The 25,734-nt window shown below is 63.0% G+C and carries 25 protein-coding genes and 1 tRNA gene; 9 read left to right on the top strand and 17 right to left on the bottom strand.

What is annotated here, in order from left to right; all coding sequences use genetic code 11:
- Positions 1–23 precede the first annotated feature (23 nt).
- A complete protein-coding gene (locus AC5Y5C_RS11280) occupies positions 24–1,505 on the top strand; it encodes an FAD-dependent monooxygenase (protein WP_499971984.1) in 1,482 nt (493 codons plus the stop codon).
- Here AC5Y5C_RS11280 and AC5Y5C_RS11285 read toward each other — a convergent pair.
- Positions 1,484–2,002, bottom strand: a complete 519-nt coding sequence (locus AC5Y5C_RS11285; RefSeq protein ID WP_499971987.1) for a DUF3592 domain-containing protein — start codon at positions 2,000–2,002, stop codon at positions 1,484–1,486. The two genes, AC5Y5C_RS11280 and AC5Y5C_RS11285, sit on opposite strands and share 22 nt — an antisense overlap.
- A 68-nt stretch (positions 2,003–2,070) precedes the next feature.
- On the opposite strand from AC5Y5C_RS11285, the gene hisN reads away from it, so the two are divergent.
- The 5 genes from hisN (at position 2,071) to AC5Y5C_RS11310 (ending at position 6,828) form a co-directional block, all read left to right on the top strand.
- A complete protein-coding gene (gene hisN, locus AC5Y5C_RS11290; protein ID WP_499973122.1) occupies positions 2,071–2,859 on the top strand; it encodes a histidinol-phosphatase in 789 nt (262 codons plus the stop codon).
- 169 nt (positions 2,860–3,028) lie between these two features.
- Positions 3,029–4,432: an acyl-CoA dehydrogenase family protein gene (locus tag AC5Y5C_RS11295; RefSeq protein WP_499971989.1), complete on the top strand. Its 1,404-nt coding sequence runs from the start codon at positions 3,029–3,031 to the stop codon at positions 4,430–4,432.
- 45 nt (positions 4,433–4,477) lie between these two features.
- On the top strand, positions 4,478–5,689 hold the full coding sequence (locus AC5Y5C_RS11300) for an acyl-CoA dehydrogenase family protein (RefSeq protein WP_499971991.1): 1,212 nt from the start codon (positions 4,478–4,480) through the stop codon (positions 5,687–5,689).
- 213 nt (positions 5,690–5,902) lie between these two features.
- Positions 5,903–6,403, top strand: a complete 501-nt coding sequence (locus AC5Y5C_RS11305) for a hypothetical protein (RefSeq protein ID WP_499971993.1) — start codon at positions 5,903–5,905, stop codon at positions 6,401–6,403.
- 2 nt (positions 6,404–6,405) lie between these two features.
- Positions 6,406–6,828, top strand: coding sequence for a TIGR03668 family PPOX class F420-dependent oxidoreductase (locus AC5Y5C_RS11310; protein WP_499971995.1), 423 nt, complete (start codon positions 6,406–6,408; stop codon positions 6,826–6,828).
- Here the strand turns inward: AC5Y5C_RS11310 and AC5Y5C_RS11315 are convergent, their stop codons facing one another.
- Positions 6,829–8,901: an acyl-CoA synthetase gene (locus AC5Y5C_RS11315; RefSeq protein ID WP_499971997.1), complete on the bottom strand. Its 2,073-nt coding sequence runs from the start codon at positions 8,899–8,901 to the stop codon at positions 6,829–6,831.
- A gap of 258 nt (positions 8,902–9,159) precedes the next feature.
- Entirely contained in the window at positions 9,160–9,456 is a 297-nt protein-coding gene (locus AC5Y5C_RS11320) for a hypothetical protein (protein WP_499973124.1), read from the bottom strand.
- Positions 9,457–9,508: 52 nt separating this feature from the next.
- Here AC5Y5C_RS11320 and AC5Y5C_RS11325 point away from each other — a divergent pair, with 52 nt between their 5' ends.
- The gene (locus AC5Y5C_RS11325) at positions 9,509–9,955 is read left to right on the top strand and encodes a Clp protease N-terminal domain-containing protein (protein ID WP_499971999.1); all 447 of its coding nucleotides are present in this window, start codon (positions 9,509–9,511) and stop codon (positions 9,953–9,955) included.
- Here AC5Y5C_RS11325 and AC5Y5C_RS11330 read toward each other — a convergent pair.
- Positions 9,952–10,713 carry a hypothetical protein gene (locus AC5Y5C_RS11330; protein ID WP_499972001.1) on the bottom strand — a complete coding sequence of 254 codons (762 nt, stop codon included), beginning with the start codon at positions 10,711–10,713 and terminating at the stop codon, positions 9,952–9,954. The genes AC5Y5C_RS11325 and AC5Y5C_RS11330 overlap by 4 nt on opposite strands.
- Before the next feature lie 190 nt (positions 10,714–10,903).
- Between AC5Y5C_RS11330 and AC5Y5C_RS11335 the strand changes: the two genes are divergently transcribed.
- Positions 10,904–11,263, top strand: a complete 360-nt coding sequence (locus AC5Y5C_RS11335) for an MmpS family transport accessory protein (protein ID WP_499972002.1) — start codon at positions 10,904–10,906, stop codon at positions 11,261–11,263.
- A 21-nt stretch (positions 11,264–11,284) separates the two neighbouring features.
- On the opposite strand, the gene AC5Y5C_RS11340 is transcribed toward AC5Y5C_RS11335, so the two are convergent.
- Positions 11,285–11,611 (bottom strand): cupin domain-containing protein, encoded by a 327-nt coding sequence (locus tag AC5Y5C_RS11340; protein WP_499973128.1) that lies wholly within the window; start codon positions 11,609–11,611, stop codon positions 11,285–11,287.
- Positions 11,612–11,728: 117 nt separating this feature from the next.
- Between AC5Y5C_RS11340 and AC5Y5C_RS11345 the strand changes: the two genes are divergently transcribed.
- Positions 11,729–13,654, top strand: coding sequence for a glycosyltransferase (locus AC5Y5C_RS11345; protein ID WP_499972004.1), 1,926 nt, complete (start codon positions 11,729–11,731; stop codon positions 13,652–13,654).
- Positions 13,655–13,866: 212 nt separating this feature from the next.
- Here AC5Y5C_RS11345 and AC5Y5C_RS11350 read toward each other — a convergent pair whose 3' ends face one another.
- The 12 genes from AC5Y5C_RS11350 to AC5Y5C_RS11405 all read right to left on the bottom strand — a co-directional run bounded on the left by AC5Y5C_RS11350 (position 13,867) and on the right by AC5Y5C_RS11405 (position 25,617).
- Complete coding sequence (locus tag AC5Y5C_RS11350) at positions 13,867–14,103, bottom strand: hypothetical protein (RefSeq protein WP_499972006.1); 237 nt, start codon at positions 14,101–14,103, stop codon at positions 13,867–13,869.
- 260 nt (positions 14,104–14,363) lie between these two features.
- Positions 14,364–14,840, bottom strand: a complete 477-nt coding sequence (locus tag AC5Y5C_RS11355; protein ID WP_499972008.1) for a hypothetical protein — start codon at positions 14,838–14,840, stop codon at positions 14,364–14,366.
- Positions 14,841–14,843: 3 nt separating this feature from the next.
- Complete coding sequence (locus tag AC5Y5C_RS11360) at positions 14,844–15,413, bottom strand: hypothetical protein (protein WP_499972010.1); 570 nt, start codon at positions 15,411–15,413, stop codon at positions 14,844–14,846.
- 273 nt (positions 15,414–15,686) lie between these two features.
- Entirely contained in the window at positions 15,687–16,436 is a 750-nt protein-coding gene (locus tag AC5Y5C_RS11365) for a hypothetical protein (RefSeq protein WP_499972013.1), read from the bottom strand.
- Between the two features lie 2 nt (positions 16,437–16,438).
- Positions 16,439–18,694: a TPR repeat domain-containing protein gene (locus AC5Y5C_RS11370; RefSeq protein WP_499972015.1), complete on the bottom strand. Its 2,256-nt coding sequence runs from the start codon at positions 18,692–18,694 to the stop codon at positions 16,439–16,441.
- A 27-nt stretch (positions 18,695–18,721) separates the two neighbouring features.
- Positions 18,722–19,045 carry a hypothetical protein gene (locus tag AC5Y5C_RS11375; protein WP_499972017.1) on the bottom strand — a complete coding sequence of 108 codons (324 nt, stop codon included), beginning with the start codon at positions 19,043–19,045 and terminating at the stop codon, positions 18,722–18,724.
- 19 nt (positions 19,046–19,064) lie between these two features.
- Positions 19,065–20,285: a hypothetical protein gene (locus AC5Y5C_RS11380; protein WP_499972019.1), complete on the bottom strand. Its 1,221-nt coding sequence runs from the start codon at positions 20,283–20,285 to the stop codon at positions 19,065–19,067.
- Positions 20,286–20,300: 15 nt separating this feature from the next.
- Complete coding sequence (locus tag AC5Y5C_RS11385; RefSeq protein ID WP_499972021.1) at positions 20,301–20,909, bottom strand: DUF3558 family protein; 609 nt, start codon at positions 20,907–20,909, stop codon at positions 20,301–20,303.
- Complete coding sequence (locus tag AC5Y5C_RS11390; RefSeq protein WP_499972023.1) at positions 20,909–21,304, bottom strand: hypothetical protein; 396 nt, start codon at positions 21,302–21,304, stop codon at positions 20,909–20,911. Before AC5Y5C_RS11390 ends, AC5Y5C_RS11385 begins: the two co-directional genes overlap by 1 nt.
- Positions 21,305–21,441: 137 nt before the next feature.
- Entirely contained in the window at positions 21,442–21,966 is a 525-nt protein-coding gene (locus tag AC5Y5C_RS11395) for a hypothetical protein (protein ID WP_499972025.1), read from the bottom strand.
- A 479-nt stretch (positions 21,967–22,445) separates the two neighbouring features.
- Positions 22,446–22,519: transfer RNA gene (locus AC5Y5C_RS11400), tRNA-Met, on the bottom strand.
- A gap of 131 nt (positions 22,520–22,650) precedes the next feature.
- Complete coding sequence (locus AC5Y5C_RS11405; RefSeq protein ID WP_499972027.1) at positions 22,651–25,617, bottom strand: UPF0182 family protein; 2,967 nt, start codon at positions 25,615–25,617, stop codon at positions 22,651–22,653.
- Between the last annotated feature and the right edge of the window lie 117 nt (positions 25,618–25,734).

A 25,734-nucleotide genomic window follows, 5' to 3' on the forward strand; every position in this document is an offset into this window, starting at 1 on the left:
ATTTTTCGGGTAGCTTCGTCCTTATGACTGAACACGCGGTGGTGATTGTCGGAGGCGGGCCGACGGGGTTGATGCTGGCCGGCGAACTCGCGTTGGCGGGAGTCGATGTCGCCATCGTCGAGCGGCGCACGACCCATGACCTGGACGGTTCGCGCGCCGGCGGCATGACCTCACGCACCCTCGAAGTACTCGATCAACGCGGGATCGTCGACCGCTTCCTCCCCCAAGGGTTCAGTGCACCCGTCGCGCATTTTTCCGCGCTGCTCCTGGACATGAGCGACCAGCCGACCAGGCACCCCTTCGGGCTCGCGCTGTTGCAGTACCGCATCGAGCGCACCCTGTGTGAATGGGTCGTTGAGCATGGCGTGCCGATCTATCGCGGTCATGAGGTCACCGGATTCACCCCGTCCGGCGACGCCGTCGATGTCGAACTCTCCGACGGCTCGACGCTGCGGGCGCAATACCTCGTTGGCTGCGACGGCGGACGCAGCCTGGTCCGCAAGATCGCCGGAATCGAGTTCCCCGGTTGGGATCCATCGACCAGTTGCCTGGTCGCCGATGTCCAGGTGACCGAGGAGCCCGAGTGGGGAATCCACCGCCAGGGCGCCTTGCATTCCTTCTTCAAATTCGAAGAGGGCGGACCGGTTCGAGTCCTGGTCACCGAGCCGCAACTCGGACGAACCGCTGAGCCGACACTGCGCGACCTCAGCGAGGCGTTGCTGTCCGCCCGTGGCACCGACTACGGAATGCACAGTCCCACTTGGATTTCCCGATTCACTGACGTAACCCGACAGGCCGCTACATACCGCAAGGGGCGAGTGCTGCTTGCTGGTGATGCCGCCCACGTGCACTTCCCCATCGGCGGGCAAGGCCTCAACACCGGGGTCCAGGATGCGGTCAATCTCGGTTGGAAACTGGCCCAGGTCGTCAACGGCACGTCGCCCCGAGGCCTGCTGGACACCTATCACGCAGAGCGACACCCCGTCGCGGCACGGGTACTCCACAACACCTTGGCGCAAACAGCACTCAGCCGCCCCGGCGAGCGCGTCGGTGCGCTGCGCGACATCCTCTCCGACCTATTGACCCTGGAAAAGCCGCGACGCCAGATCGCGGCGATGATGAGCGGCCTGGACATCCACTACGACCTGGGGCCGGGCCATCCTCTCTTGGGCCGGCGCATGCCGGATCTGCAGGTGCGCACCGCCGAGGGAGTCGTGCGCGTCTTCACGCTGCTGCACGACGGTCGCGGGGTGCTGCTGAACCTGGGTACGCCCATCACCGGCATCTCCGGATGGTCCCATCGGGTCGATGCCGTCGACGCCGAATACCTAGGCACGGAAGGAACTTTGGAACTTCCGGTTATCGGCGTGGCCGAAGCTCCACACGCGGCGCTGATCCGTCCGGACGGGCACGTCGCATGGGTGGGCGACGGTACGACAACCGGGCTCAACGGCGCGCTGCAGACCTGGTTCGGGCCACCCCGTTACAGCGGCGGAGGCTCGTAGTACCGCGGCGGCGGTTCGTGCTTTTTGGCCGGATCCTCCGTTGATGACGGCCCCTCATAAGGCCCGGGAGGAGGCGGAGGGGGCAGAGAAGGCGGCGGCGGAGGCGGCACCGGATCGATGTTTTCGATCGATGGCGGCCCACTCGGATACTGCTGGGGAGTTGATCCAACCGACGGAGCGAGCAGCACATCCCAACGCTCCGGATTCTTCGGCGAATACAACACCGGGATCAGATCGCCAATGCGCGGCCAGTCGTTGACGTCGCGCACGATCTGCCGATAGGTGATGTATTCGGCGACCGTCGGACCATTGATGGCACCGGTGATGGTGACCAACTGTCCGCCTGTCACCCCCTCGGGACGGGGACTGACCCCGGTCACCAACAGGGTTCCTTCCGCAGCGTTCATACCGGGTTGAGCTTGCCGACCGCGTCGCATCTGCATGATGACGAAAACGAGCGATCCACCGATCAGCAGTAGCACCAGGAATTCCCACACACCTTCATGGTAGGACTGCAGGCATGACGCCCACGGATGAGCCGCTCGCGCGAAGATCTCCAGCAACCGTGTCCTTGCGCGAAGACCGTCGGCTGGCTCTCGAATTGGCCGATGCCGCCGATGAAATCACCACGTCGCGGTTCGGCGCGCTCGATCTTCGAGTGGACACCAAACCCGACCTGACCCCGGTGACCGACGCGGACACCGGGGTGGAATCCGTCCTACGCTCCCTACTGCACCGATCGCGTCCGGGGGATTCGGTGCTCGGCGAAGAGTACGGCGGCGATTTTGAAGGAAGTGGCCGACTGGGCCGAAGCTGGGTGATCGATCCCATCGACGGCACCAAGAACTTCGCGCGCGGAGTCCCCGTTTGGGCCACACTCATCGCGTTGCTTGAGGACGGCATCCCCATCGTCGGTGTGATCAGCGCCCCGGCGCTGTCCCGCCGGTGGTGGGCGGCCGCCGGGCTCGGCGCCCACAGCCGTGTCGGGTCGGGTGAGGATCGTCCGATCCATGTCTCCGGAGTCGACCAACTGGCATCGGCAAGCCTGTCGTTCTCCAGCCTGTCGGGCTGGGCGGATCGCGGGAAACGCGATCGATTCATCGACCTGACCGACGAGGTGTGGCGGGTCCGGGGATACGGCGACTTCTTCTCATATTGCCTGGTGGCCGAGGGAGCGGTCGATATCGCTGCCGAGCCCGAGGTCTCGCTGTGGGACCTGGCGCCCCTGGACATCCTGGTTCGCGAGGCCGGCGGCCGATTCACGAGTCTGGCCGGCGAGCCCGGTCCGCATGGCGGCAGCGCGGTAGCGACCAACGGGTTGTTACACGACGAGGTGCTGGGCGCCCTCTCCTAAGACTCCCGAGACTCCCGAGACTCCCGCTCGCGCACCGAAACACGATGTGATCTGGGCCTCCTTTTGTGCGTATCTTACCGCTTAGTAAGATACGGTTCTTACTTCGGAGTAAGGTACCGATCAGATACTCCGACAGAACCCCACTTTGACCCCAGAAACGGCTGGTGACATGACCAACACGTTGACCCCGCGCGACGAGAAAAAGGCCGCCAAGAGCAAGAGCCTGGCGAAGCACGAGACGGGCGTAGGCCTCCAGAAGCACAAGCGCGGCGCGATCGACATCCTCATCGCGGTGCTGACCCCGATCGCGGGTTCGGAGCTGCTGGACAAGTACAACCTGCGCGGAGCCTTCAACAAGGGCATCTTCGAGACCACCAAGGGCCTGTTCACCACCCTTGGCGTTGCCAACCGCACCTTCAAGAAGGTGTCCGGCAGCAAGAGCGGGCCCAAGCGCCTCGACAAGGCGAACGCCGACTTCTTCGACCTCAATCCCGAGGACGAGCAAAAGATGATCGCCGACACGGTGAAGGAATTCGCCGTCGAGGTCGTCCGCCCCGCCGCCTATGAGTCGGACAAGAACAAGACCTACCCCGCCGACCTGCTGAGCAAGGTCGCCGAGCTGGGCGTCACCGCCATCAACATCCCCGAGGACTTCGACGGCATCGCTTCGCAACGCTCGACAGTGACTAACTCCCTTGTGGCCGAGGCTCTTTCGTACGGCGACATGGGTCTGGCGCTGCCAATCCTGGCTCCCTCAGGTGTCGCTTCCACGCTGACCAACTGGGGCAGCGCCGACCAACAGGCCACCTACCTCAAGGAGTTCGCGGGCGAGAGCGTGCCGCAGGCCTCGGTTGTCATCGCCGAGCCGCAGGCGCTGTTCGATCCCTTCAGCCTCAAGACCACGGCCACCCGCACCCCCAGCGGTTTCCGGCTCAACGGCGTCAAGTCGTTGGTTCCCGCCGCCGCACAGGCCGAGCTGTTCATCGTGGCCGCCAACTACAACGGCCGCCCGTCGCTGTTCATCGTCGAGTCGGGCACCGAAGGCATCACCGTCGAGGAAGACCCGAGCATGGGTATCCGCGGCGCTGCGCTGGGTCGGCTGAACCTGAACAACGTCGCGGTTCCCGCCGCCGGTCTGCTCGGTGAGGACGGAGCCGCAGCCTCCGATTACTCCGAGGCCGTCGCACTGGCTCGCCTTGGTTGGGCATCACTCGCGGTCGGCACCGGCCAGGCCGTGCTCGACTACGTGATCCCCTACGTCAAGCAGCGCGAGGCGTTCGGCGAGCCCATCGCCCGCCGCCAGGCCGTTGCGTTCATGTGCGCCAACATCGCCATCGAACTCGATGGCCTGCGGCTGGTCACGCTGCGCGGCGCCTCTCGTGCCGAACAGGGCCTGCCGTTCATCCGCGAGGCCGCGCTGGCCCGCAAGCTCGCCACCGATAAGGGCATGCAGATCGGCCTCGACGGCGTGCAGCTGCTCGGCGGACACGGCTTCACCAAGGAGCACCCGGTGGAGCGCTGGTACCGCAATCTGCGTGCCATCGGTGTCGCCGAAGGCGTGGTTGTCCTGTAGCGCCGTTCTCCCCCATCGTCTTCTCTACTACACGAAAGTCTTTCCATGGCAATCAATTTGGAACTCCCCAAGAAGTTGCAGGCCGTTCAGGAGAAGGGGCACCAGGGCGCTGCCGAGCTGGTGCGGCCCATCTCTCGCAAGTACGACCTGGCCGAGCACACCTATCCCGTCGAGCTGGACACGCTGGAGACGCTGTTCGCCGGTGTCAGTGCCGCAGGTACCTTCGCCTTCGCCGGCGCCGAGGCCTTCCGCGCCGAGGAGAACACCGAGAAGCAGAACGTCAACGGCGCCAACATGTCCGCGCTGCTGAACGCCCTCGAAATGAGCTGGGGCGACTGCGGCCTACTGCTGACCATCCCCTTCCAGGGCCTGGGCAACGCCGCCGTGTCGAGCGTGACCACCAAGGAAGACGCCGACAAGTTCGGCAAGGTGTGGGCCGCCATGGCCATCACCGAACCTGGCTTCGGATCGGACTCGGCGGCGGTCACCACCACCGCCAAGCTCGACGGTGACGAGTACGTCATCAACGGCGAGAAGATCTTCGTCACCGCCGGTTCACGTGCCACCCACATCGTGGTGTGGGCGACCCTGGACAAGACCAAGGGCCGCCCCGCCATCAAGTCCTTCCTGGTGCCGCGTGAACACCCCGGTGTCACCATCGAGCGGCTCGAGGAGAAGCTCGGCATCAAGGCGTCCGACACCGCCGTCATCCGCTTCGACAACGCCCGGATCCCCAAGGACTACATTCTGTCCGATCCGGAGATCAACACCGAGAAGGGTTTCGGCGGTGTGATGAGCACCTTCGACAACACCCGCCCGATCGTGGCGGCCATGGCCGTGGGTGTCTCGCGGGCCTCGCTGGAGGAACTGCGCAAGATCCTCGAGGACGCCGGTATCGAGATCTCCTACGACAGGCCGGCGCATGCTCAGCACTCGGCCGCCGCGGAGTTCCTCCGGATGGAGGCCGACTGGGAGGCGTCGTACCTGCTGACGCTGCGCAGCGCCTGGCAGGCCGATAACAACATCCCCAACTCGATGGAAGCCTCGATGGCCAAGGCCAAGGCCGGCCGCGTCGGCAGCGACATCACCCTCAAGGCCGTCGAAATGGCCGGCACCACCGGCTATTCCGAGCGCACCTTGTTGGAGAAGTGGGGCCGCGACTCGAAGATCCTGGACATCTTCGAGGGCACTCAGCAGATCCAGCAGCTGGTGGTGGCCCGCCGTCTGCTGGGGCTGAGCTCCGCAGAGCTCAAGTGACGCACTGAATCAAGATCCACTGCGGCCCTTCCGGGAACTTCACCCGGAGGGGCCGCATCATTTCGATGAGCGCTTGCGCGAAGAACAACCACCTGCGCGATGAGCGCTTGCGCGACGAGTAACAACAAACCTATGAGCCACTTGAGCGAAGTCTGGCAAAGACAGCTAAGCTCCCGTTTCTATCGACGCGACACATCATCTTGTGGAGGACATATGTGGGTTCGGTCAGGTCTGCTTACCGCGGTGAGCTGTGCTCTCATTCCGTTCGGCGCCGGCATTCCGGTGGCTGGCGCGGAGGAGTCGACCTGCGCTGCGATCGACCAGATGTCGAAGACGGTCGACGATCCGGCCAACAACGGCCCGATCGTCACCGAGGCCCTGATGTACCTGCGCGGCGACAATCCCGCCTACTCCGGGCTGGACCGGCAGGTCGAGGCCATTGGACAGGCCCGCGACATGTGGGGGCGGGCCAACGACGGTGTGCGGGCCAATCTGGACGGAGTCACCGAGCCCGGCGCACGCCAGCAGCTCACCGCGTTCGCCGACGGCCTGAGCGGTGCCTACGACCTCGCGGGGGCCTGGCTCGTCGCCACCCCGGAGGTGCGCTCCTCCCCCGAGATCATCGATCGCGGAGGCGCGGTCGGCGGCCTACTGTTCGACGGCGTCAACAATTTCCATGTGCTGGCCAACATCTGCAACGGAGGCGCACGCTAGGCGTGCGACTCCACCCAGCCGATGCGCGCCACCGCTTCCAGGCGGCGGCGGTGGCAAGGCTGGCGACAATCAACGAATCCGGTGTGCCGCATCTGGTTCCGGTGACCTTCGCCATCGCTGGCGACACCATCTGCTGGGCGGTTGATCACAAACCGAAGTCAGGCCGCGATTTACAGCGACTGCGAAACATCGCCGCGAACCCCGCAGTCAGCTTCCTGGTAGACCACTATGACGAGGATTGGTCAGCGCTGTGGTGGGCCCGCGCCGACGGCACCGCGCGGACTCTCGATACACCCGATTCCACCTGGATCAACTTGCTGGCCAATAAATATCGGCAGTACCGAGAAACGCCACCTACCGGGCCTATGGTGCTGACCGATGTCTCCCGGTGGAGTGGATGGGCCGCCTCCCCTGTTTCGGCGTGACTACTCCGGCCTGATCCCGTCGCGCTCGCAGTCCGCGAGCAGCAGTCGCTTGATGACCTTGCCGGTCGACGTACGCGGCAGCGCCTTGACGAAGTACACGTCACGGGGCACGTGAAACTTGCTGAGCCGGTTCTTGATGAAGGCGCGCACCATGTCTCCATCGAGGCCGGCATCCTGGTGTAGCACGACGAATGCCGACAGCCGCTGACCGAAGCTGTCATCGGATGTCCCGACAACGGCCACGTCGGCAACCTGCGGCAGGAAGGCCAACGCGTCCTCCACCGGCCTGGGGAACACGTTCTCACCGCCGGAGATGATCATTTCGTCATCGCGACCGTCGATGTACAGACGTCCATCGGCGTCCAGGTGGCCCAGATCGCCGGTGTCCAGCAGACCGTTGACCGACGCCGGTGACGGGTCGGCCACGTATCCGTCGAACAACATCTCATTGCCGACGAAGATCCTGCCCGTGACACCGCGCGGCACCGGCCGCCGGTCGGCATCGAGAATCGCGATGGTGGTGCCCAGCGGCGGGCGACCCACCGTGGTGGGGGCGATTGCCAGGTCCTCAGGATCGGCGATGGTGGCCCAAGACACCTCGGTGGACCCGTAGAAGTTGTACAGAACCTCACCGAATGCCTCGGTAAACCGTTGTACCAGTGAGGCATTCAGCGGTGACCCACTGCAGGCAACCAGCCGCAGGCTCGATGTGTCGTACTTCTGGCGCACCTTGGCGGGCAGATCCACAATGCGCTGCAACATGACGGGGACGGCGATCAGCGTGGTCACCTTGCGGGTCGCGATGGCACGCAGGCACTCTTCGGGATCAAACTTCTCCTGCAGGATCACCGTCGCCCGCAGCGGTGTGCTGATCTGCAGACAGCCCAGTCCCCAGGCATGGAAGACGGGGGCCGAGATGAGCATGGTCTCGTTCATCTTCATCGGCATCCGCGAAAGCATCGCGGCGATGACGGCGAACCCGCGCGGGGTGGGCCGCAACGCCCCCTTGGGCGTTCCCGAGGTTCCTGAGGTTTGCACCACCTGATGCCCGGGGCGCGTGGGCGGCAACACTCCCGGCTTGTCGGCTACCACGAAATCATCCAGCCCGCGGCGCCCGTTGATGGCACTGCGGCGACCGGTGCTGATGAGCTCAACCTCCCAGGGCACGTACCTGACGAGCTCGTCCAGATCATCGTCGACGAAGACCTTGGTGAGGTTGTTACGCGCTACAGCAATCTGGATCTGTGTTGCTGCCAACGCATTGTTGAGCAGCATCACGTCCACCCCGAGCATGCCGAAGGCAATAAGGCACTCCACCATGGCAATGTTGTTGCGAGCCAGCAGGCCAATCTTCGATGTCTCGTTGATGCCGTCGCGCATCAGACCCGTGGCCATTCCCTCGGCGCGCCGGTCAAGTTGCTCGAAAGTCAGCTGCCCGGCGTCGTCCGCGATCGCGAGCTGCTTGGGGGCGCGTGCCGCAGCGGCGGCGTATCCACCCTGGAGGGTGAAGCCCCACCGCGCCAGTGAACCCAGCTGGCGAAGTCCGCGATCGGGGCGCGGGATGCGCACCACACCGACCCCGATCATCAGCCGGGCGATGCTGACTTGAATATTTCCTTTATCACCCATGTTGGACACGGTGGAAGTCGACGCGCTGGACAGATAGTCATCAATTCTGTCCAGCCCATCCATCAACCATTGATTGACGGCCACACTCGGCTTCTTGATACCGGCGGGCAGGACGGACGCCGCCCGCAACACCGTGATGCGCACCCGAGTCTGCGCGGACCGTTCCTCGAACAACCGCACGGAGATCAGCCCGTCGTTGTCGACTCCCTCGATCGCGAGGCTCTCCTTGGTGTTGCTGAGAATCAGGCGAACACGGGCCTTGGTCTGGGCGGACAACACCACGTATTCCGGGTCCGGTCCCGTTTCGGTGCTCTCGATCAAGGTCTCGCAGGAACCGACCCCGGTAAAGAACATGGGGTACATGTCGGGTGAGCTGATCAGCTCCCACACAAGGCCGCGCGGGTGCTTGAGCAACTTGTCGCAACTGATTACATCAGCGACCATAATAGTAGTCCTACCTGGGGTTTTCGGTCATGCACCGCGCGAGCGTACCCGATGACGCGCATCACTGCCCAGGAACTGTTGTGGTTCATGTCACTGACGTGACCAGATTGCCAAACGCCGGCCCAGGCGAACCATCGGCAACCTCGACACGACATGTCTGACCGGCAAATCGGCCGCCGCGTGACGGCCGGCGACGCCCAAGGGTTCACCCACCCGATCGGGCGCCGTGCCACTAGCTACCCCGTGAGGGGACCTGAGCTAGACGTGGGGGGCCTCGCGGATCTTGCTGCCGTCGTTCCCGAGCGTCTTGCAGTACATCGTGACCGAAGTGCGGGTCGCGGAGATCTCCAGATTTGACGCGTCACGCCCGCGCTGGTCCTTGAGCATCTTGCTCACCGCGTCGTTCTGCTTCTGCTCCTCGGCGGCGATGAAGTTCTTGCATGTGGTGTCACCACCCTGATTGACGACACCCGAGCACCCCGTCACCAGGGCGACTGCCACGAAACCGGTTCCAGCCAATACCTTCACAGCGGTCATGCGCTGACAGTAACTCATCGCCGAACCCGACTCCGGCAAGATGTACCTTGAGCCGGCGATAGGGAGGGTCATGTTCCATCTGTTCAACGAGCGCTCGCGACAGGTCATCGTGATCGCACAAGAGGAAGCACGTGAACGGCAGCACAACTACCTCGGCGCAGAACACCTTCTGCTGGGTCTGGTCGGTGAGGGAACCGGGCTCGGCGCGCGGCTGCTCGCAACGGCCGGAGTCCGATTTGAGAACGCAACACGGGTGATTCAGCAGATCATCCCGTTGGGCCAGGAGCCACCGACGGAGAAGATGCCGTTCACTCCGGGCGCCCAGCGGACACTCGAGCTGGCGATGACCGCCTCAACGAGCAGGCGGCACACGGAGATCTGCACGGGGCACCTACTTTTGGGCCTCGTCGACGCCGCAGATCCCGTCATCATCCAGATATGGGAGAGACTCAACGTGGATGTTCTCGATCTTTGGGATAACGTCCGGGCGCACCTGGACGAGAACCTCGGCGATTAGGCGCGCACAGGTCGTGACTGCACGGCGATGCTCTGCTCACCCGCGCTCGCGGCCCGCCGCAGGGCCCCGTACTCACCGATGTATCCGGCCAGACCGCCTATGGCGGGCAGCATTCCGAGATAACGAAAGATCGGTTTGGGTTGCGGCCGCTTCTCCAGCTCGTCGCCGACGGCCCGCAGGATCCCCGCCAGGTGCCAGAGGGTGCGGGCCAGGGCGAACGGCGACCAGCTTCGGGGTGTCTCCGGTTCCTGACCGCCGTCAGCGCCAACCAGTGCCCCATCACTGAGGGTGCGATCGCACAGCACCTTCGCAAGCAGCCGGACCTGCTCCTGGTGGTCGTCGATACCGAGTTCGCGGGCGATAGAGACCAGCACGATGGCCTGGTTGGAGAATCCGAGGAGATCCTGCACGGGCAGCCGGGCCGCGAGCGCGCCGAAAATACCTGGGAAAGCGACCAATACGGTGTTGACGGCGCCGACGCGCTGAACCCACCAGTGCGCCTTCCCACGGGTGTCCAGCTGCTCCCAGGCCTTCGTGCCGGGGGTGGTCGCCGTGTTCAAAGCACAGGCCAACGCATCTAGCGCCTTGTCGACGACTCCGTCGCCGACGCCCAATTCGTAGGTGCGCTCCTTAAGGCCGAACGGATCGGACTCCGCCAGCACAGCAAGCACAGGATTGATCACCCGGACCGCACGGCTCAATACGTCGGCGATATCGGTATCGGAGAGCTCCGCGGTAGGTAGCGCGATAAGACCCATACACCCATCATCTCGCGACAGACGCCGAAGCGCGCGGCCGGGATCGATTCCCCCAAATTCAGGCCGCCAAATCGCCACGGCGTGAACGTGTTCGGGCGTATTGTGCCCTCAGCAGAACAAGATCACAACGAGATAAGGATGGGCAATGACGCTCATGGCCCCGATCCCCCAGAATCGCGAGGGATGACCCGTGGCACTCGCAGCAACTCTCATCACCGCCTGCACCACCGCGGTCGGCGCGACAGCATTCGGCGCCTCGCTTGCCATCACCCCGCAGCCGCCAGACACCATCCTCTACGTCATCAGTTCAGATCGGCCGATATCGGCGATCACGTGGAGAGACAGCCTCGGGCACATGCGTGAACAGCCCGTCGATGGCACCCAGCACACCTGGTCCTGGACCTTCACCAGCGACATCGCCGATCCGCCGTACTTCGTCAGCGCCCAGTCCGCCGGGGCACCGGTCACGTGCCGCCTGATCATCAACGGCAAGGTCAAGGTCGAGGACACCGCCGCGGGCCAAGATTCAACCGCCACCTGCCACGGATAGCCCTGGCGCGCTAGCCGCGGCTCAGCGGTGCTTCGCAACGGTGAGCAAGACCGCCGAATCTGCCAGCGCCTGCAACGAATGCCGGACATCGGGGATCTCGATCAGATCTCCGGCACGGCCGTCCCAGTGTTCGTCGCCGACCACCAGCCGAACCGAACCCTGGATGACGTAGATCGTGGCCTCGCCCGGGTTCTCATGCTCGCCCAGGGCGGAACCCTCGCGCAGTGCGATGACGGTTTGACGCAGCACACGCTCATGGCCACCGACGACAGTGTCCGCGGCATTGTGGCCGTCGCTGGCACGCTCGAACAGCTGCCGTATCAATGCCTCGATCGAGCGCTTCTGCATGGTCTGGCGGACCTTGTTCACTACCGTCGGACACAATCCCCACGTTCGCATACACCGTCCGACGAGAGATCTTCACCGTGCTGCCCTGCACGGATCAGGCACAGAAAGCGCAACAGCATGAGCGACATCCCCTCCGGCGCCCTCGACGCGGACGACACCCGCGCGGTCAGCCTGCTGTCCCGGATCATCCTGCCCCGCCCGGGTGAGCCCCTCGACGTCCGCAAGCTCTATATAGAGGAATCGGACACCAACGCCAAGCGTGCCCACGCGCCCACCCGCACCACGCTGGAGATCGGCGCCGAGTCCGAGGTGTCGTTCGCGACGTACTTCAACGCGTTCCCGGCCAGCTACTGGCGACGGTGGTCGACGTTGGACACCGTCGTGCTGCGGATTGAACTGGTCGGCACCGCGCGGGTGGACGTCTACCGCACCAAGGCCACCGGGGCGCGCATCACCGTCGGTGGCGAGGGGGTGTCCGGCACCGAGGCCGAGCCCGGCGTGGTCGAGTTCGAGATCGATCTGTCCCCGTTCGAGGACGGCGGCTGGATCTGGTTCGACATCACCACCGACACCGACGTCTCGGTGCGCTCGGCCGGCTGGTACGCCAGTGAGCCCGCACCGGGCCGGGCCAATGTGACGGTCGGTATCCCCACCTTCAACCGGCCCGCCGACTGTGTCAGCGCGTTGGCTGCGCTCACCTCAGACCCGTTGGTGGACAAGGTGATCGGTGCGGTCATCGTGTCTGATCAGGGTAACCGCAAGGCGAAGGACCACCCCGGGTTCGACGCGGCGTCGGCGCCGCTGGGTGACCGGCTCGCCATTCACAATCAGCCCAATCTCGGTGGTTCGGGCGGATACAGCCGGGTGATGCGCGAGGCGCTGAAGCACACTGACTGCGAGCAGATCCTGTTCATGGACGACGACATCCGCATCGAGCCGGACTCGATCCTGCGGGCGCTGGCGATGAACCGGTTCGCCAAGCGGCCCACCCTGGTGGGCGGCCAGATGCTCAACCTGCAGGAGCCCTCACACCTGCATGTGATGGGCGAAATGATCGATTCGACGAACTTCATCTGGTCAGGCGCCGTGGGCACCGAGTATGACCACGACTTCGCCACATACTCGCTCAATAACCAAGGGGAGTACCGCAGCCGGCTGCTGCACCGCCGCATCGACGCCGACTTCAACGGTTGGTGGATGTGCATGATCCCGCGCCAGGTGGCCGAGGTGCTCGGTCAGCCGTTGCCGCTGTTCATCAAGTGGGACGACGTCGAGTACGGCGTGCGCGCCGCCGAGCACGGCTACGGGACGGTGACCCTGCCGGGTTGTGCGATCTGGCACATGGCGTGGAGCGACAAGGACGACGCCATCGACTGGCAGGCCTACTTCCACCTGCGCAACCGGTTGGTGGTGGCGGCCATGCACTGGGACGGCAACGTCAGCGGTCTGCTCGCGAGCCATCTGAAGGCGACCATAAAACACCTTCTCTGCCTTGAGTATTCGACCGTCGCGATTCAGAACAAGGCGATGGCGGACTTCCTCGCCGGCCCGGAGCACATCTTCTCGATCCTCGAGTCGGCGCTGCCCGAGGTCCGCAAGATGCGTGAGCAGTATCCGGACGCGGTGGTGCTCCCCGGGGCGACCGCGTTGCCCACGCCGTCGGACAAGCGCCGCAAGAAGATCAAGATCCCGACGTCGCCGCCGCGTATCGCGGTCCGGCTGGCTCGTGGCCTGGCCCATCAGCTCACCCAGCACGACCCGGCGCACCACGAGCGCCCGCAGCTCAACGTGGCGACCCAGGACGCCCGCTGGTTCCTGTTGTCAAAGGTCGATGGTGTCACGGTGACCACCGCTGACGGCCGCGGTGTCGTCTATCGCCAGCGTGATCGGGCGAAAATGGTTGCGCTGCTGCGGGCTTCACTGCGCCAGCAGTCACGGCTGGCCCGCGAGTTCAACAGACTGCGCAAGGAGTATCGCAAGGCGCTTCCGGTGCTGACGAGCCAGCAGAAATGGGAAACGATACTTCAGCCCGCCAACGGCTGACTCGTACAGTTTCCCGCAGCGCCGCCGCCTGCACGCGAAGGAGAATCGCGCCGGCACAGCACCTCTTAGAGCGAGCGCCCGTCAACCATAAGTTGACGACCCTCGTTCAACCGCACGCTGCCGTCCCGTTCGAAAGTCCAATCTCGCACAGTGACAACAGCACAGCACGGGGTCAAAGTTCAAAAGTTGTTGACACATGGCGCGCGCCGCCCCTACCCCTCCGAGTCACCACGCTGCGCGGCCAGCTCCCGTCGGTATGCCTCCATCAACGGCTCGGCGAGTTGTTCGCCTTTCGGCGTGATACTGAGACACCAGTGATACCGCCAACCCCACGTGTCGAAGTCGTCGATGTACTCCTTGCAGGTTTCGCGGATTGTTCCCTCTAGGTCCTCCGACGCGGTGAAACCTTCTGCGCCAGCAGGGTCCTCACCTAGCTCAAAAGGCGTCAACCACTAGAGACCTGATCGTGTTGATCGTCTTCTCCTGCACCAGCTGCAAGGGCGCACTCAGATCTTCCTGCTCGACGTACCTTGTCGTATGGTCGCCCCTCGCTCCCAGGTGGGTAGACAACGTTCATTACGGGCCCCGGAGACTTGGGAGACGCCGCTGGCGACTTGCCCGGCCGTGCCGGCGATTTGGCTACCGGCCGGGTGAGTTGTTGGACTTGTTGGACTTGGGGTTGTAGTTGGGGGTGGAGAACAGATGCCGATCACACTGACAGCGGCGGATGGCACCAAGAGTAAAGAGCAGCAGCCTGTTTGGCCGCATAGCCCATCGCCGGCCTGGAGCCGCGGAATAGAACTGTGTACGCCTCTTCGAGTAGATCCCGCACAGGCCGCAGCAGCTCATAATCGACGCCGTTGGACCGCTTCGGAAACGGGGGATGTTCGTCACGGGTGATTGACGCTTCGAAAACTGCCGCTGTGTTCGGCGCAACCACTTGACCTGCAAAGTACGCATCGACCATCTCATCATCGGCGCGCATCTTCACCGAATAGCGCCGGTATCCCTCGGCCTGCCACCGCATCAAGTCGGTAAGCGCCTGAATGCTCGCGGCGTCCTGCGGTGAAATCCCATAGCCCGCAGCATCATCAAGGAACGCATCGAGCTGCCAAGCCGCCACCTCGTATAGGCCTGCGGCCAGGTCCAATCTCGGCGGATCAAGTTGGGGCTGTGGCTTGATCATGATTCAGCTCAAGCAATTTCCGCCGAGCACGGTATCGACGAGACTGCGGACTCGCCGGGTGTATTCGATCGTTGTGTCTTCGAACTCGGCGGTCATGCGCAGAAGGCGCTCGTGATAGGCGGCGGCTTGTTCTGTGCGGGCGATCTTTTCGGCTTCGCGTTGCACAAGTAACTCGGGGTCGTCGGTGTGGGTGTGCGGCTGCTCGCGGGTTTCGGTGAGTGTCCAGTCGTTCGCGACCTCGAAGCCTTCGGCCCTTACCCGCGCGACGAACTTGAGCACGGGGTCACGTCGGGCCGCCGTCACCTCAGCACATTCATTCGCCAGATCAGCGAGCGCGGCGATGGTGTTCATGAGCGCTTGCATGGCCCCGACCACCGCAGGCATCTCCTCAATATCCCGCAGAGTCATCTTTGAGCCAGCCGGGTATTCGTCGGCGATAACCTGGGCGCGGCGGATCAATTCATCGAGCACTTCACACACCGCGACTCCAAAATCCCCGTTGCCTGCCAGCTTTTCGGTGGCGCCTTGACGCCGCTTGCGCAGAAACTGCAGCATTGCCTGCGGACTCTTCATCGTCGGCCCAACGGGTTACTCCGGAAATTCTGGTAAAAATCGTCCTCTTCGAGGGCTGTAGGTGGGGGTTGCTTCTTTGTCCCGCGTGGCGATTCCGTTCGGGAGGTTCGCTCAGACCTGGTAGCGGAGGTCGACGCGTTGAGCTTGGCGGCATCCCGTGCCGGGCCCACATCCCCGGTACGTAGGGCGTGTACGACGGCCGGATGAAGATCGGAGGTGTCAGCCACGGCTACGGCGCCCCTTCGTAGATATTGGCCATTGATGTGACATAACTTATGCGCTGCCTGCCTCGGGCCAACCTGGATCGGGCAGCAGGGTGGGCGGTGGATCAGCCCGGATGTACGGATCAGGCAAGTTATCCGGAGTGCCAGGAGCCAGCTTGTTGCACTTGGCTAGAAAGGCGTGCATACCAGCGTCGTCCAGTCCACGAACCCCGGACTTGGTTAGCACCCACGAACCGAACACGTTGTCGGCTGGACGGTTTGCCGGTCCTGTCTGATGTGCTGGCGGCGCGTGCTGCTGCTCGGGCCGCAGGGCTGGATCCGGCCCAAACACAAAAGAATTCCCGTGATAGTAAATCTTCGAACCGTTACTGAAATACTTCCCATCGTCTGTCCTGTCTGCCACTTGCGAGCTGTAGCTACAGACATCGGCGATGAACTGATCGCCATCACGCTGGAAGTTCACGACCTCGTAGTAGTCGGTGCCGACAATGGGCCGCGAGACTCCTGTGCCTCCTATTAGCGTCTTGAAGGAGTTGTTGAATGCGTGTTCGAACCCCGGATAGCTGCGGTCCCTGATTGCATCGATGCCGTGTTTTCGCGATGTCCATGCCCGGTCCCAAGATTCAGCAGCAGCCCGGATGAAGGTGCCTTCGGGGGACATGAGGTCTACAGACGGATTGGGAATCCATCGCATGCTGACTTGGTAGAGATCCTGAGGTTTCGCTGGCTCCTGTGGCGTCGCGGGCGAGCAGCTCACCAGAACGAGCGTCACGATAGCGATGGTGCTGAAAGTCCTCATCGCTATCGAGACACCGCCCAACTGTCGTTGTTGCCCATCACTACCTTAGTAGCGATATCGGTGTCGACGCCTGGGGCTCTGCCTTCAAAGTATTTTGCTATGGCGTTGGAGGCTGCGATTGCATCCGTCGTGTTGAGCCCGCTTAGGTCGATTCGGTTGTCTTTGATGTATTGCTTGATGAGGTCGTCGTGGGCGATGGATGGGTTGGCGTCGATCATGCCGTTGAGGATGGATGCGCGTAGTGCGGTGCTGCTGGTTCCTGCGGTGGCCAGTTGTTGGGCGAAGTCGCTTGGCGGGGTTCCGCTTTGGACTTTGTTGAAGATGTCGATTGCGTCGAAGGCGTCTCCTGCGCCGGGGATCTTTTTGAAGATTGCTTTGAAGAGTTCGGCATCGCTGCTGGTGCCGGGTTTGATGGAGTCCAGCGCTCCATCGGTCATGGCGTTGGTGAGGCGCCCGGCAACTTCGGCTTGCATACCGTGCAGGCCAGGGTGAGCGGTGTTTTCGATGAGGTGCTGGTATTGCTTGTAGGCGGCATCGTTGATGACACCTGCCGAGTCGGCGTTCTTGTCGAACACGGAAAACAGGTTTTGTAGCTGTCCGCCGTTTTTGAATGCCTCGATGCCGGGGTGGGTGAGCCCGGAATCGTTGGGCGCCTGCGCAAGATCAGCCAAGTACGGGGAGACGCCTTCGGCCATCGCCTTGGCAAGACCGGGATTGATCTCGGCGAACGACTTCGGTCCGGACAGAAGCAGTTTTTCGGTGCCGGGCATCGAATTGAGTTCGGGCTTGTTGTCGGCCAGGTAGTGGGCGACCTTGCTGGCGGTGTCGGTGGCCAACGGATTGTTGCCCTCTTGCATCCAACGGAAGGCATCACCGACCTTGCCCGAGTCAGCACCCCATTGCTCGTGGGTGACGGTGCGCAGGAAGCTGTCACCGTCCTTGCCGGTCACCATGTCATGCACGGCGAGGTGATCCTTGCCGGTGTTCTGATACACATCGGCAAGGGCACTGGTCAGTGGGCCGTGCGCATCGGTTTTCAGGCCGTGCACGATGCCTTCGTTGTGCTTGACATCAACGGCGGCGTACTGGTTTGCCGCCTCCAGCATCGATTTGGTGGCTTCGCTGCCGGTAATCGTGGCACCGGGTTTGAAGATGTCGTTGATGTCCTGCAACGCACCCACCCCATTGAGGTGCGTGGTGACAAACCCCCGCGACGGCTCCTGCGTCACCCGATCGGTGCGGGACAACTCCTTAGCGATCTCCGAGGGCAGATTCACCTTGGAGCCAGACACTGGGACAAACGAGCCCCGTGTTTCATCGGTGGCCCCTTGCGCATACCCCTTGAGCTGGTCAGCGCCAAAGACTTCCACGTTAGGATTCGACACGATTTTCAATCCCTGCGCGAACGCCGCGCGCGTCTCCGGTGTTGGCAGCATCTGCTCCAACATCTTGATGTCTTCGGGGCTTTTGCCGTTGAGCGACTGCGACATTTGATACAGGTACGCCATCTGCCCGGCGGGAATTTGTACCTTCTCCCCGCGCGCCAACTTATCCAAGTCAGCGGGCGATAACGTGCCAGCGGCGACCATCCGCGCCCAAGCTGCCGCGTTCTGCTCAGGCGACATGAACGTGTTGGGGAAGGCGCTATTGAAGTCGTTCTTGCCCTCTTCACCCGTCAAACCCGCGGACAGCGGAGCAGCCGCACCGATATCGCCCTTGGCCGCGTTGATCGCTGCCCCGGTGTCCTGGTCGGCCTTCCCGAGTGCGTCGGCGCGCTGCTGCAGATTCACCGTGTCAGTCTTGGCCTCGTTACCGCGCTGGGCCTGCAGCTGGTTCATCCGATCCGTGGCCGCTTTCTCCGAAGAACCCATCGCGATCATGGCGGCCTTGCCCGCACGGTAGTCGAACATATCGCTGACTACCCAATCTTCGGACACCGCAAACGAATCGGCCTCCAAGCCCTGGCCGGTCTTCTTCAAATCGCCGATCATCGGCGCCATCGCCGCAGCACCATCACGGTATGCGTTAGCTAGCGTGTTGTATCCCTGCACAACTCGCTTATCCTGGGCCAGTTCGTGATCGGCGCGCCCCACCGCTGCATCCTTGCCCAGGCCCTGCCACTCCAGATCAACGATCGCGCCATGCACCGTGCCCGCCGCGTCCAAAACCTTAGACCCCACCGTGCGCGTGGGCTCGGCCAAATCACCCAGCCCGGTCGCGTCCGCGCTGTACACCACACTCTTACCCGGTCTGCTCACACCAAATCCCTCCCGCCACAGCCACTTCTACTTGGCCGCGTTCAAATCACCCAACGATGTCAACCCGTCACCCACCATCTGGGTCAACGACACCGCAGTCTTACCGTCCTGATGCTCATAACCATCGGCCGAGCGCCGCAACAGCACCCCCATCTGCTCATAGCGGCCCGCCACCACCGTCAACGAGGTCTTCACCGCATCGCTCGCTGCGGGCAAGGCCCCTGCTGTGGCGAAGCCCTTCAAACCCGATGCCGCACCACCAGAATCCGGGGCTTTGAGCTTGGAGACATCGGACTGCGCGCCGTCTACCTTGCCTGCACCCTGACGCACATTCACCGGATCAACCTTCACAACCAACCCCCAAAAATTCTCACTCGAACTTCACGTCCCAGCCAAGGGCCTTGTAGCGGCGGATCTCTCTGTCGCGCTTGGCCTTTTCGGCTTTCTCCTGCTCGGACCAGTCACCAATCACCCCCGGTGAAGCTGCCGGCATATCGCCCAGGAACTCGTCGGTGTTGTCGTAATTGATCAGAATCTGCGGTGTCGCCTTCTCACCATCGTCCTCACCCTTGCCGCCCCGACCATGCGCTCCCGGGCTGCCCATCATCCCCATCGGGCCACCACCACGCACACCGGCAGCAGCCACCGCCGCCGGATTGACGCCAGACCCACTGCCGCCAGCAGCACCGCCGGGCAGACCCGCACCACCACGAAGTGCACTCAACCCTCCGGGGCCGCCAGCACCTGCGCCCGGCCCTCCTACACCGGTGCCCGTCGAGGACTGCGAGAATCCGGCCGCGGTTGTACTACCCAACGGAAGACCGGAACCTCCAGAGCCAGAGCCCAACCCAGAACCTGCACCACCGGAACCCGAGCCAGCGCCCGACCCGGATCCCTGACCACCACCAGAACCGCTGCCTTGCCCACCACCCTGACCTTGACCTTGGCCTGCGCCTGCCTGCTGACCATCACCACCAGCCAGCTGAGGCTTGGTGTCCTTGTTGGCCAAGCCATCTGACGGGGACGGGGTCTGGGTGCCGCTACCGGAACCGCCCCCGCTATTGCCTCCCCCACCGCCGTTGCCACCGCCCTGATCACCGGGCATCACCCCTAGCTGTTGCACGTCGGGGTCCGTCACCTTGGGACGATCCGTCGACATCGGGTTGGTGTACGTGCTTTGCGCAGCAGCGCGAATCGCATTCAGAGCCTGCTGCTTTTCGTCCTTCGACGCGTTCTTGTCCGGAACCGGATAGCTGTTCGGAACCCGGCTAGCCGCGATCAACGTCTCGCCATCCTGCTCAGCAGCCTGACTCAGCTTCCCTGCCTCGGCCGCCAAACCCGTATCCGGGGCCGCGATCTTCTTGTAGGTGCGATCCACCGCGTCGTACGCCGAATTGGCCGCCTCACCCGACCACGACTCGGAGTCAAGCAACTTGCTGCGCACCTTCATCGCCATATCCACCGACTCGGACACGGCCCCGTACACGCTGCTCCAGCGGTCCGCTTCTGCACGTGCCGACTCGACCCCCAACCCCGTCAGCTTGGAGGCGATCTCCTGATGCGACATCCCCTGCCAACCATCATCAGCCATTACTCACACCCCATTTCACTTCGGAAGAGTCGGAGCCACCGCAGCGGCCACTTGCTTTGATTTTGCGCACGCATCGGGCACGTCTTTGGCTTCCTGAACGTCGACTACGACCACGACGACAGCGACGGTTGCCTGTTGCGACGGCAGTATCACGGTGCAGGTAGGTACCGAAGCGACGCGGCCCTGGTAAATCACTCCGTCAAGTCCGGCCACCGTGATGGGCTGAGGATTTGTGTACAGCTCGGCATCTAAGTACGAAGACACCTTGGTGTTGGCAATCGTTAATGCACCTGTCCAACCACCGCTGAGGCCACCCCACTGGCAGCCGCGCAACTGCGGATCCTTGGTGCCTACATCGGTCACTTTCGACGGATCCAAACCCCAAGAACGAATCTGCTCAGCTGAATAGCCAAAGCATGGGTCATAGCTCGTGCCGTCATTCCAATGGCTCGGCGGTGGGTGCGGCGCCGTCAACGTGCTTGACACCTGCGGTTGCGAACTCGCGGTGGCCGACGCCGAAGACATCACTGAACCTGTAATGTCCGCCGGCTTCGTGATGCCCGTCGATGTCGAGCAGCCGGCCACCGTTAGAGCCGCCGCGCACGCTAGGCCCATACGCATCATCAGTACTTCACCGTCGCCGTTCCGTCCTTGTACGGATTTATCCGGCCAGCGTTGCGTTCCTCGGTGTTACGGAACAACATCTCCGTAGCGATGAAGTGGTCGGCGTGGCTCTTGTAATGGGCCGAGATTTTCTTGAGAGCATCGACGGCCGCTGCGCGCTGGGCGGCGTAGTGCTTGGCCGCCTCGTGTCCAGAAGGCAGGTCCCCGAGCGCAAGATCCTGATCAAGGCTCACAGTTGAGATCTGCGCCTCAACGATGTCGCGGGCCCGCAGCATGTCCCCAGCGAGCTCCACACCATAGCCATCCTTGAATTTCAGCGTGGTGCGGGCAGCCTCGGCGGCCTCCTGGCGAGCATCCTGAGACATCCCATTGATGTCGAACTTGTACTCACCCACAGCCCACCTCGCCTTTCATCGTCACAACCGGCATTCATCTAGATACGACGACACTAGGGACAATTCGGTTCCAACAATTTTCGAGGCATTTGGCAGCCGCGGGAGAGCGGAGAAATTCGCTGGTCGCCGGGGCTTCCTCAGCACCTCACTATGAACGGCGGCAATAGTCGATACCTCCAACACGTGAGGACATTCCCGTTGTCCATCCTCGCCGTAGCTTTCCGATAACACTCAGCGAGACGTTCGATATAACGCCTGTTGGCCTCAGTCCTATGGGCAACGGCCTTCATCGAGTCGGCCATCTGCTCGGGCCCCAGAACAGCAGGCCTCATTGCCTCGAAGCGGGCTCGACTCTTCTGGGTAGTCCGGAGGTCGTACAGGGCCAAATGCAGCTCTTTGATCTGACGCGGGCTCGGCGACCGAATGCCTTCATCTTCAACGATTTTCAGCTTCTCCACCGCTTCAAGCATTACGCGGGATGCGGCCGGCCTCCAGTCCTTGATCTCATAGTTTTTGCACGCCTTCGAGACATCCCGCAGCACCGCCCGTAGCTGCCCCCTCAGTTCTCGCTGCCGCTTGCTGACAGCGCTCCTAATGCTCAGCAACGCCGGGACCGCGATGGCGAGTGCTGCCATCCACCACGCAAGATCCCAAAGCTTCACCGCAGAAGTGTTTCATGCGCACGCTCGATGTCGACGTCTATTTGAGCTCCGATCGCCATCGCCGCTTGCGCGGTGCGTGGGTCGCAACATGCACCGTCGACGAGTTGACCATCCGCGAATCAGCTGTGAGACGCCGAAGGCATCACCAACGTCGCGACGCAATGGCGCCGGATCCGCGCTGCCCTGGGCATCGCCGATGACATCACCGCGCACAGCTTCCGCAAGGCCGGTGCAACCTTCAAGGACGATGCGGGACTCCCCACACACATCATCGCCGACTCCCTTGGCCAAGCCGACATCCTGACCACACAGCGGCACTATCTGGCTCGCGGCAAGGCGCATCCGGAGGCCCCGGCCGTGCTGGATCACATGCTGGAACACCCTGCGAATTAGTGGAGACTTTTTGGAGACCTGGGGTGATACAGGGCAAGAAAAAACCCCAGGCCAGAGGAGATTAATCCTCTGGCCTGGGGACCTAGTAGCGGGGACAGGATTTGAACCTGCGACCTCTGGGTTATGAGCCCAGCGAGCTACCGAGCTGCTCCACCCCGCGGCGGTAAACACAAGGTTACCGGTCGCACTGCGTGGCGCCAAATCGTTCACCTGGCCTGCACGTTCTCGGCACCACGTAGTGGTTTCGTCCCCGCCACTTGCGCTTTCACGCGGTAGCAGGGACGAGCCCTTCTACTTGGCCTGTGTGAACTTCGTCATCGCGTCATCGAGGCTCTTCAGGGCCTGTCCATACCGTGCGAAGTCCCCGCTCTTCTGAGCGTCCTTCACCTCTCCGATGGCCCGCTGAACCTCCTGCAGCGCGGCAGCCTTCGCAGCGGACACTTCCGAGGATCCTGCCGGCGGCGGTGCCACCGGAGGGACGATCGGAACACTCTGACCGCTGGGCGGCGGAGGGGCGACGCTGCCGGGCTCCACCGCCGGAGCGGTGGCCGTCGCACCGGCCCCCGGCCCGAACACCATGTCGAGCGCGTCCCTGACCGTGGTCGCATAGCCGACCTTGCCGTTGTAGAACATGCCCACACGGATCAGGCGCGGATATGACGATTGATCACCCTGGCCCGGCGAGGCATACAGCGGTTCGACGAACAACAGTCCCCCATTGGCGACCGGCAGCGTCAGCAGGTTGCCCCATTTGAGGATGTTCTGGTTCTTGATGATGCCGACATGCGAGGACACCTGGTTGTCGGTGGTAATCGCATTGTTCACCAGCTTGGGGCCCTGGACGGTTCCCGGCACCGTGAGAACGGTGATCTTTCCGTAGGTTTCGGGATCGGAGCTGGCACTGACATAGGCGGCCAGGAAGTCACGCTGGAATCTATTGAGCGCGCTGGTCAACTGGAACGACGCCGCACTGTCGTTCTTCGTAATATCCTTCGCGACAATGTAATACGGCGGCTGAGACCCGGTGGGTGCGTTCGGATCATCGGGAACCTGCCAGAAATCGCTGGTCGAGAAGAACGTCACCGGGTCGTTGACGTGGTAGCGCGCCAACAGCGTCCGCTGCACCTTGAACAGATCCTCCGGGTAGCGCAGATGCCGCGCGAGATCCGATGAGATGTCACTCTTCGGCTTCACCGTTCCCGGGAAGATTTTCATCCATGCCTTAAGCACGGGGTCCTTCTCGTCCTGCTGGTACAGGGTCACCGTGCCGTCGTAGGCATCCACCGTCGCCTTCACCGAGTTCCGGATGTACGAAACCTGCTGGTTGGGCAGCGCTCCCCCGGTCCGGCCCACCTGGCTGTCAAAGGTGGCCTCCGACAACGACGTCTGCTGCGAGTACGGGTAGTTGTCCAGCGTGGTGTAGCCGTCCACGATCCAGACCATGCGCTTGTCTACGATGGCCGGGTAGGTGCCGCTGTCGACGGTCAACCACGGCGCCACCGCTTCCACGCGGCGGCTCGGATCGCGGTTGAACAGGATCTTGCTGTTGTCTCCGATCACATTGGAGAACAGGAAGTTCCGCTCGGCATACTTCAGTCCGAACACCGTCCGCGCCAGCGCACCGCCCACGGGAATGCCGCCGCCGCCGGTGTAGGTGCTGTTCTTGGTACCGGCATTGTTCTCGTAGTCGTACTCGCGATCGTTGCCGTTCTTGCCGACGATCGCGTAGTCGTTGTTATCGCTGGCGATGATCGGGCCGTAGTACACGCGCGGCTGAGCCAACGGCGCCGGCCCGTCGGAGAGCACCTTGCCGCTGTCGTCGACGGCATTAACCAGGAACTCCGGGTACCCGCCGTTCTCGTCCGGCTTGTCGGCCACTCCTCGCACAGTATTGGCCGGGGCCGCGATGAACCCGTTGCCGTGCGTGTACACGGTGTGCCGGTTGATCCAGTCTCGCTGGTTATCACGAAGTTTGGCCGGATCGAGCTCGCGGGCGGCGACCACATAGTCGCGCAGCGACCCGTTCTTGTCCTGGTACCGATCGATGGACAACGAATCGGGGAAGGCATAGAAGTTCTTGCCCTGCTGCAATTGTGTGAAGGCCGGGCTCACGATATTCGGGTCCAGCACACGAATGTTGGCCATCGTCGCGCGGTCGGCGGCAACCTGTTTGGCCAGCTGTTCGCTGCCGGTGGGCGCCGAGGCCGTGCCGCTGTAGTCGCGGTACGTCACGATGTCGTCTGTCAGGCCGTAGGCATCGCGGGTTGCCTTGATGCTGCGCGCGATGTACTCGCTTTCTTTCTGCGCCGCATTGGGTTTGACACTGAACTGCTCGACGATGAGCGGCCATCCGGCGCCCACCACCAGCGAGGACAGCAGCAGCAGCGCCAGGCCGATCGCCGGGATCCGCAGATCCTTGAGCACCAGGGCGGAGAACACCGCGACCGCGCAAATCACCGCGATGGCCAACAGGATCAGCTTGGCGGGCAGCACCGCATTGATATCGGTGTAACCGGCGCCGGTGAACGGCTTACCTGCCCGCGTGTGCGAGAGCAGCTCGTACCGATCGAGCCAATATGCGGCGACCTTGAGCAGCACCAGGATTCCGGCGAGAGTGACCAACTGGACACGGGCCGGACGCGACAGTGTGCCGGAACGACCCGTCAGCCGAATACCGCCAAAAATGTAGTGCACCAAGGCGTTGACAACCAGCGCGATGAACACGGCGATAAACAGGTAGGTCAGCACGAATCGGTAGAACGGCAGCTCAAAGGCGAAGAAGCCGAGATCCAAACCGAACTGCGGATCCTTGATGCCGAAGTCCCCGCCCTCCAGGAACAGCTGCACGGGCATCCAATAACTTTGGGCCACAACACCTGCCAGCACCCCGATGAGCACGGGAACACCGATGACGAAGAGCCGCACCCGCGACAGGATGAGAGCCCGGTACTGCGCCAGTGCGTCGCCGGGGCCCCTCGTGGGCACGAACACGGGCCGCGCCCGATAGGCCAACCCGAAGCCCGCGAAAACCACGGCACCGACCAGGGTTCCGACAATCAGGAACAATGCGAGCCGGGTCAGCAGCACGGTCGTGAACACGCCGCGGAATCCGAGCTCACCGAACCACAGCCAGTTGATGTAGGTGTCGACAAGGCGTGGGCCTATCAACAACAACACCACGATCACCAGCGCAGCGGCGACCAATCGCCGGCTCCGTCGGGTCAGTCGTGGCAGAGCCCCATTTGGCCGCATTCCCACGTCGCTACGCTCCTCATCGAGTGTTCAAGCACGGCTCAGTTTTCGCGCTTCGATTCTCAGCCCCACTGTAGCCGCAGAACAGCGGGCATCGTCCTGCATCGATGGTGATGAGGTTGA

Source organism: Mycobacterium sp. NGS15 (assembly GCF_059813245.1).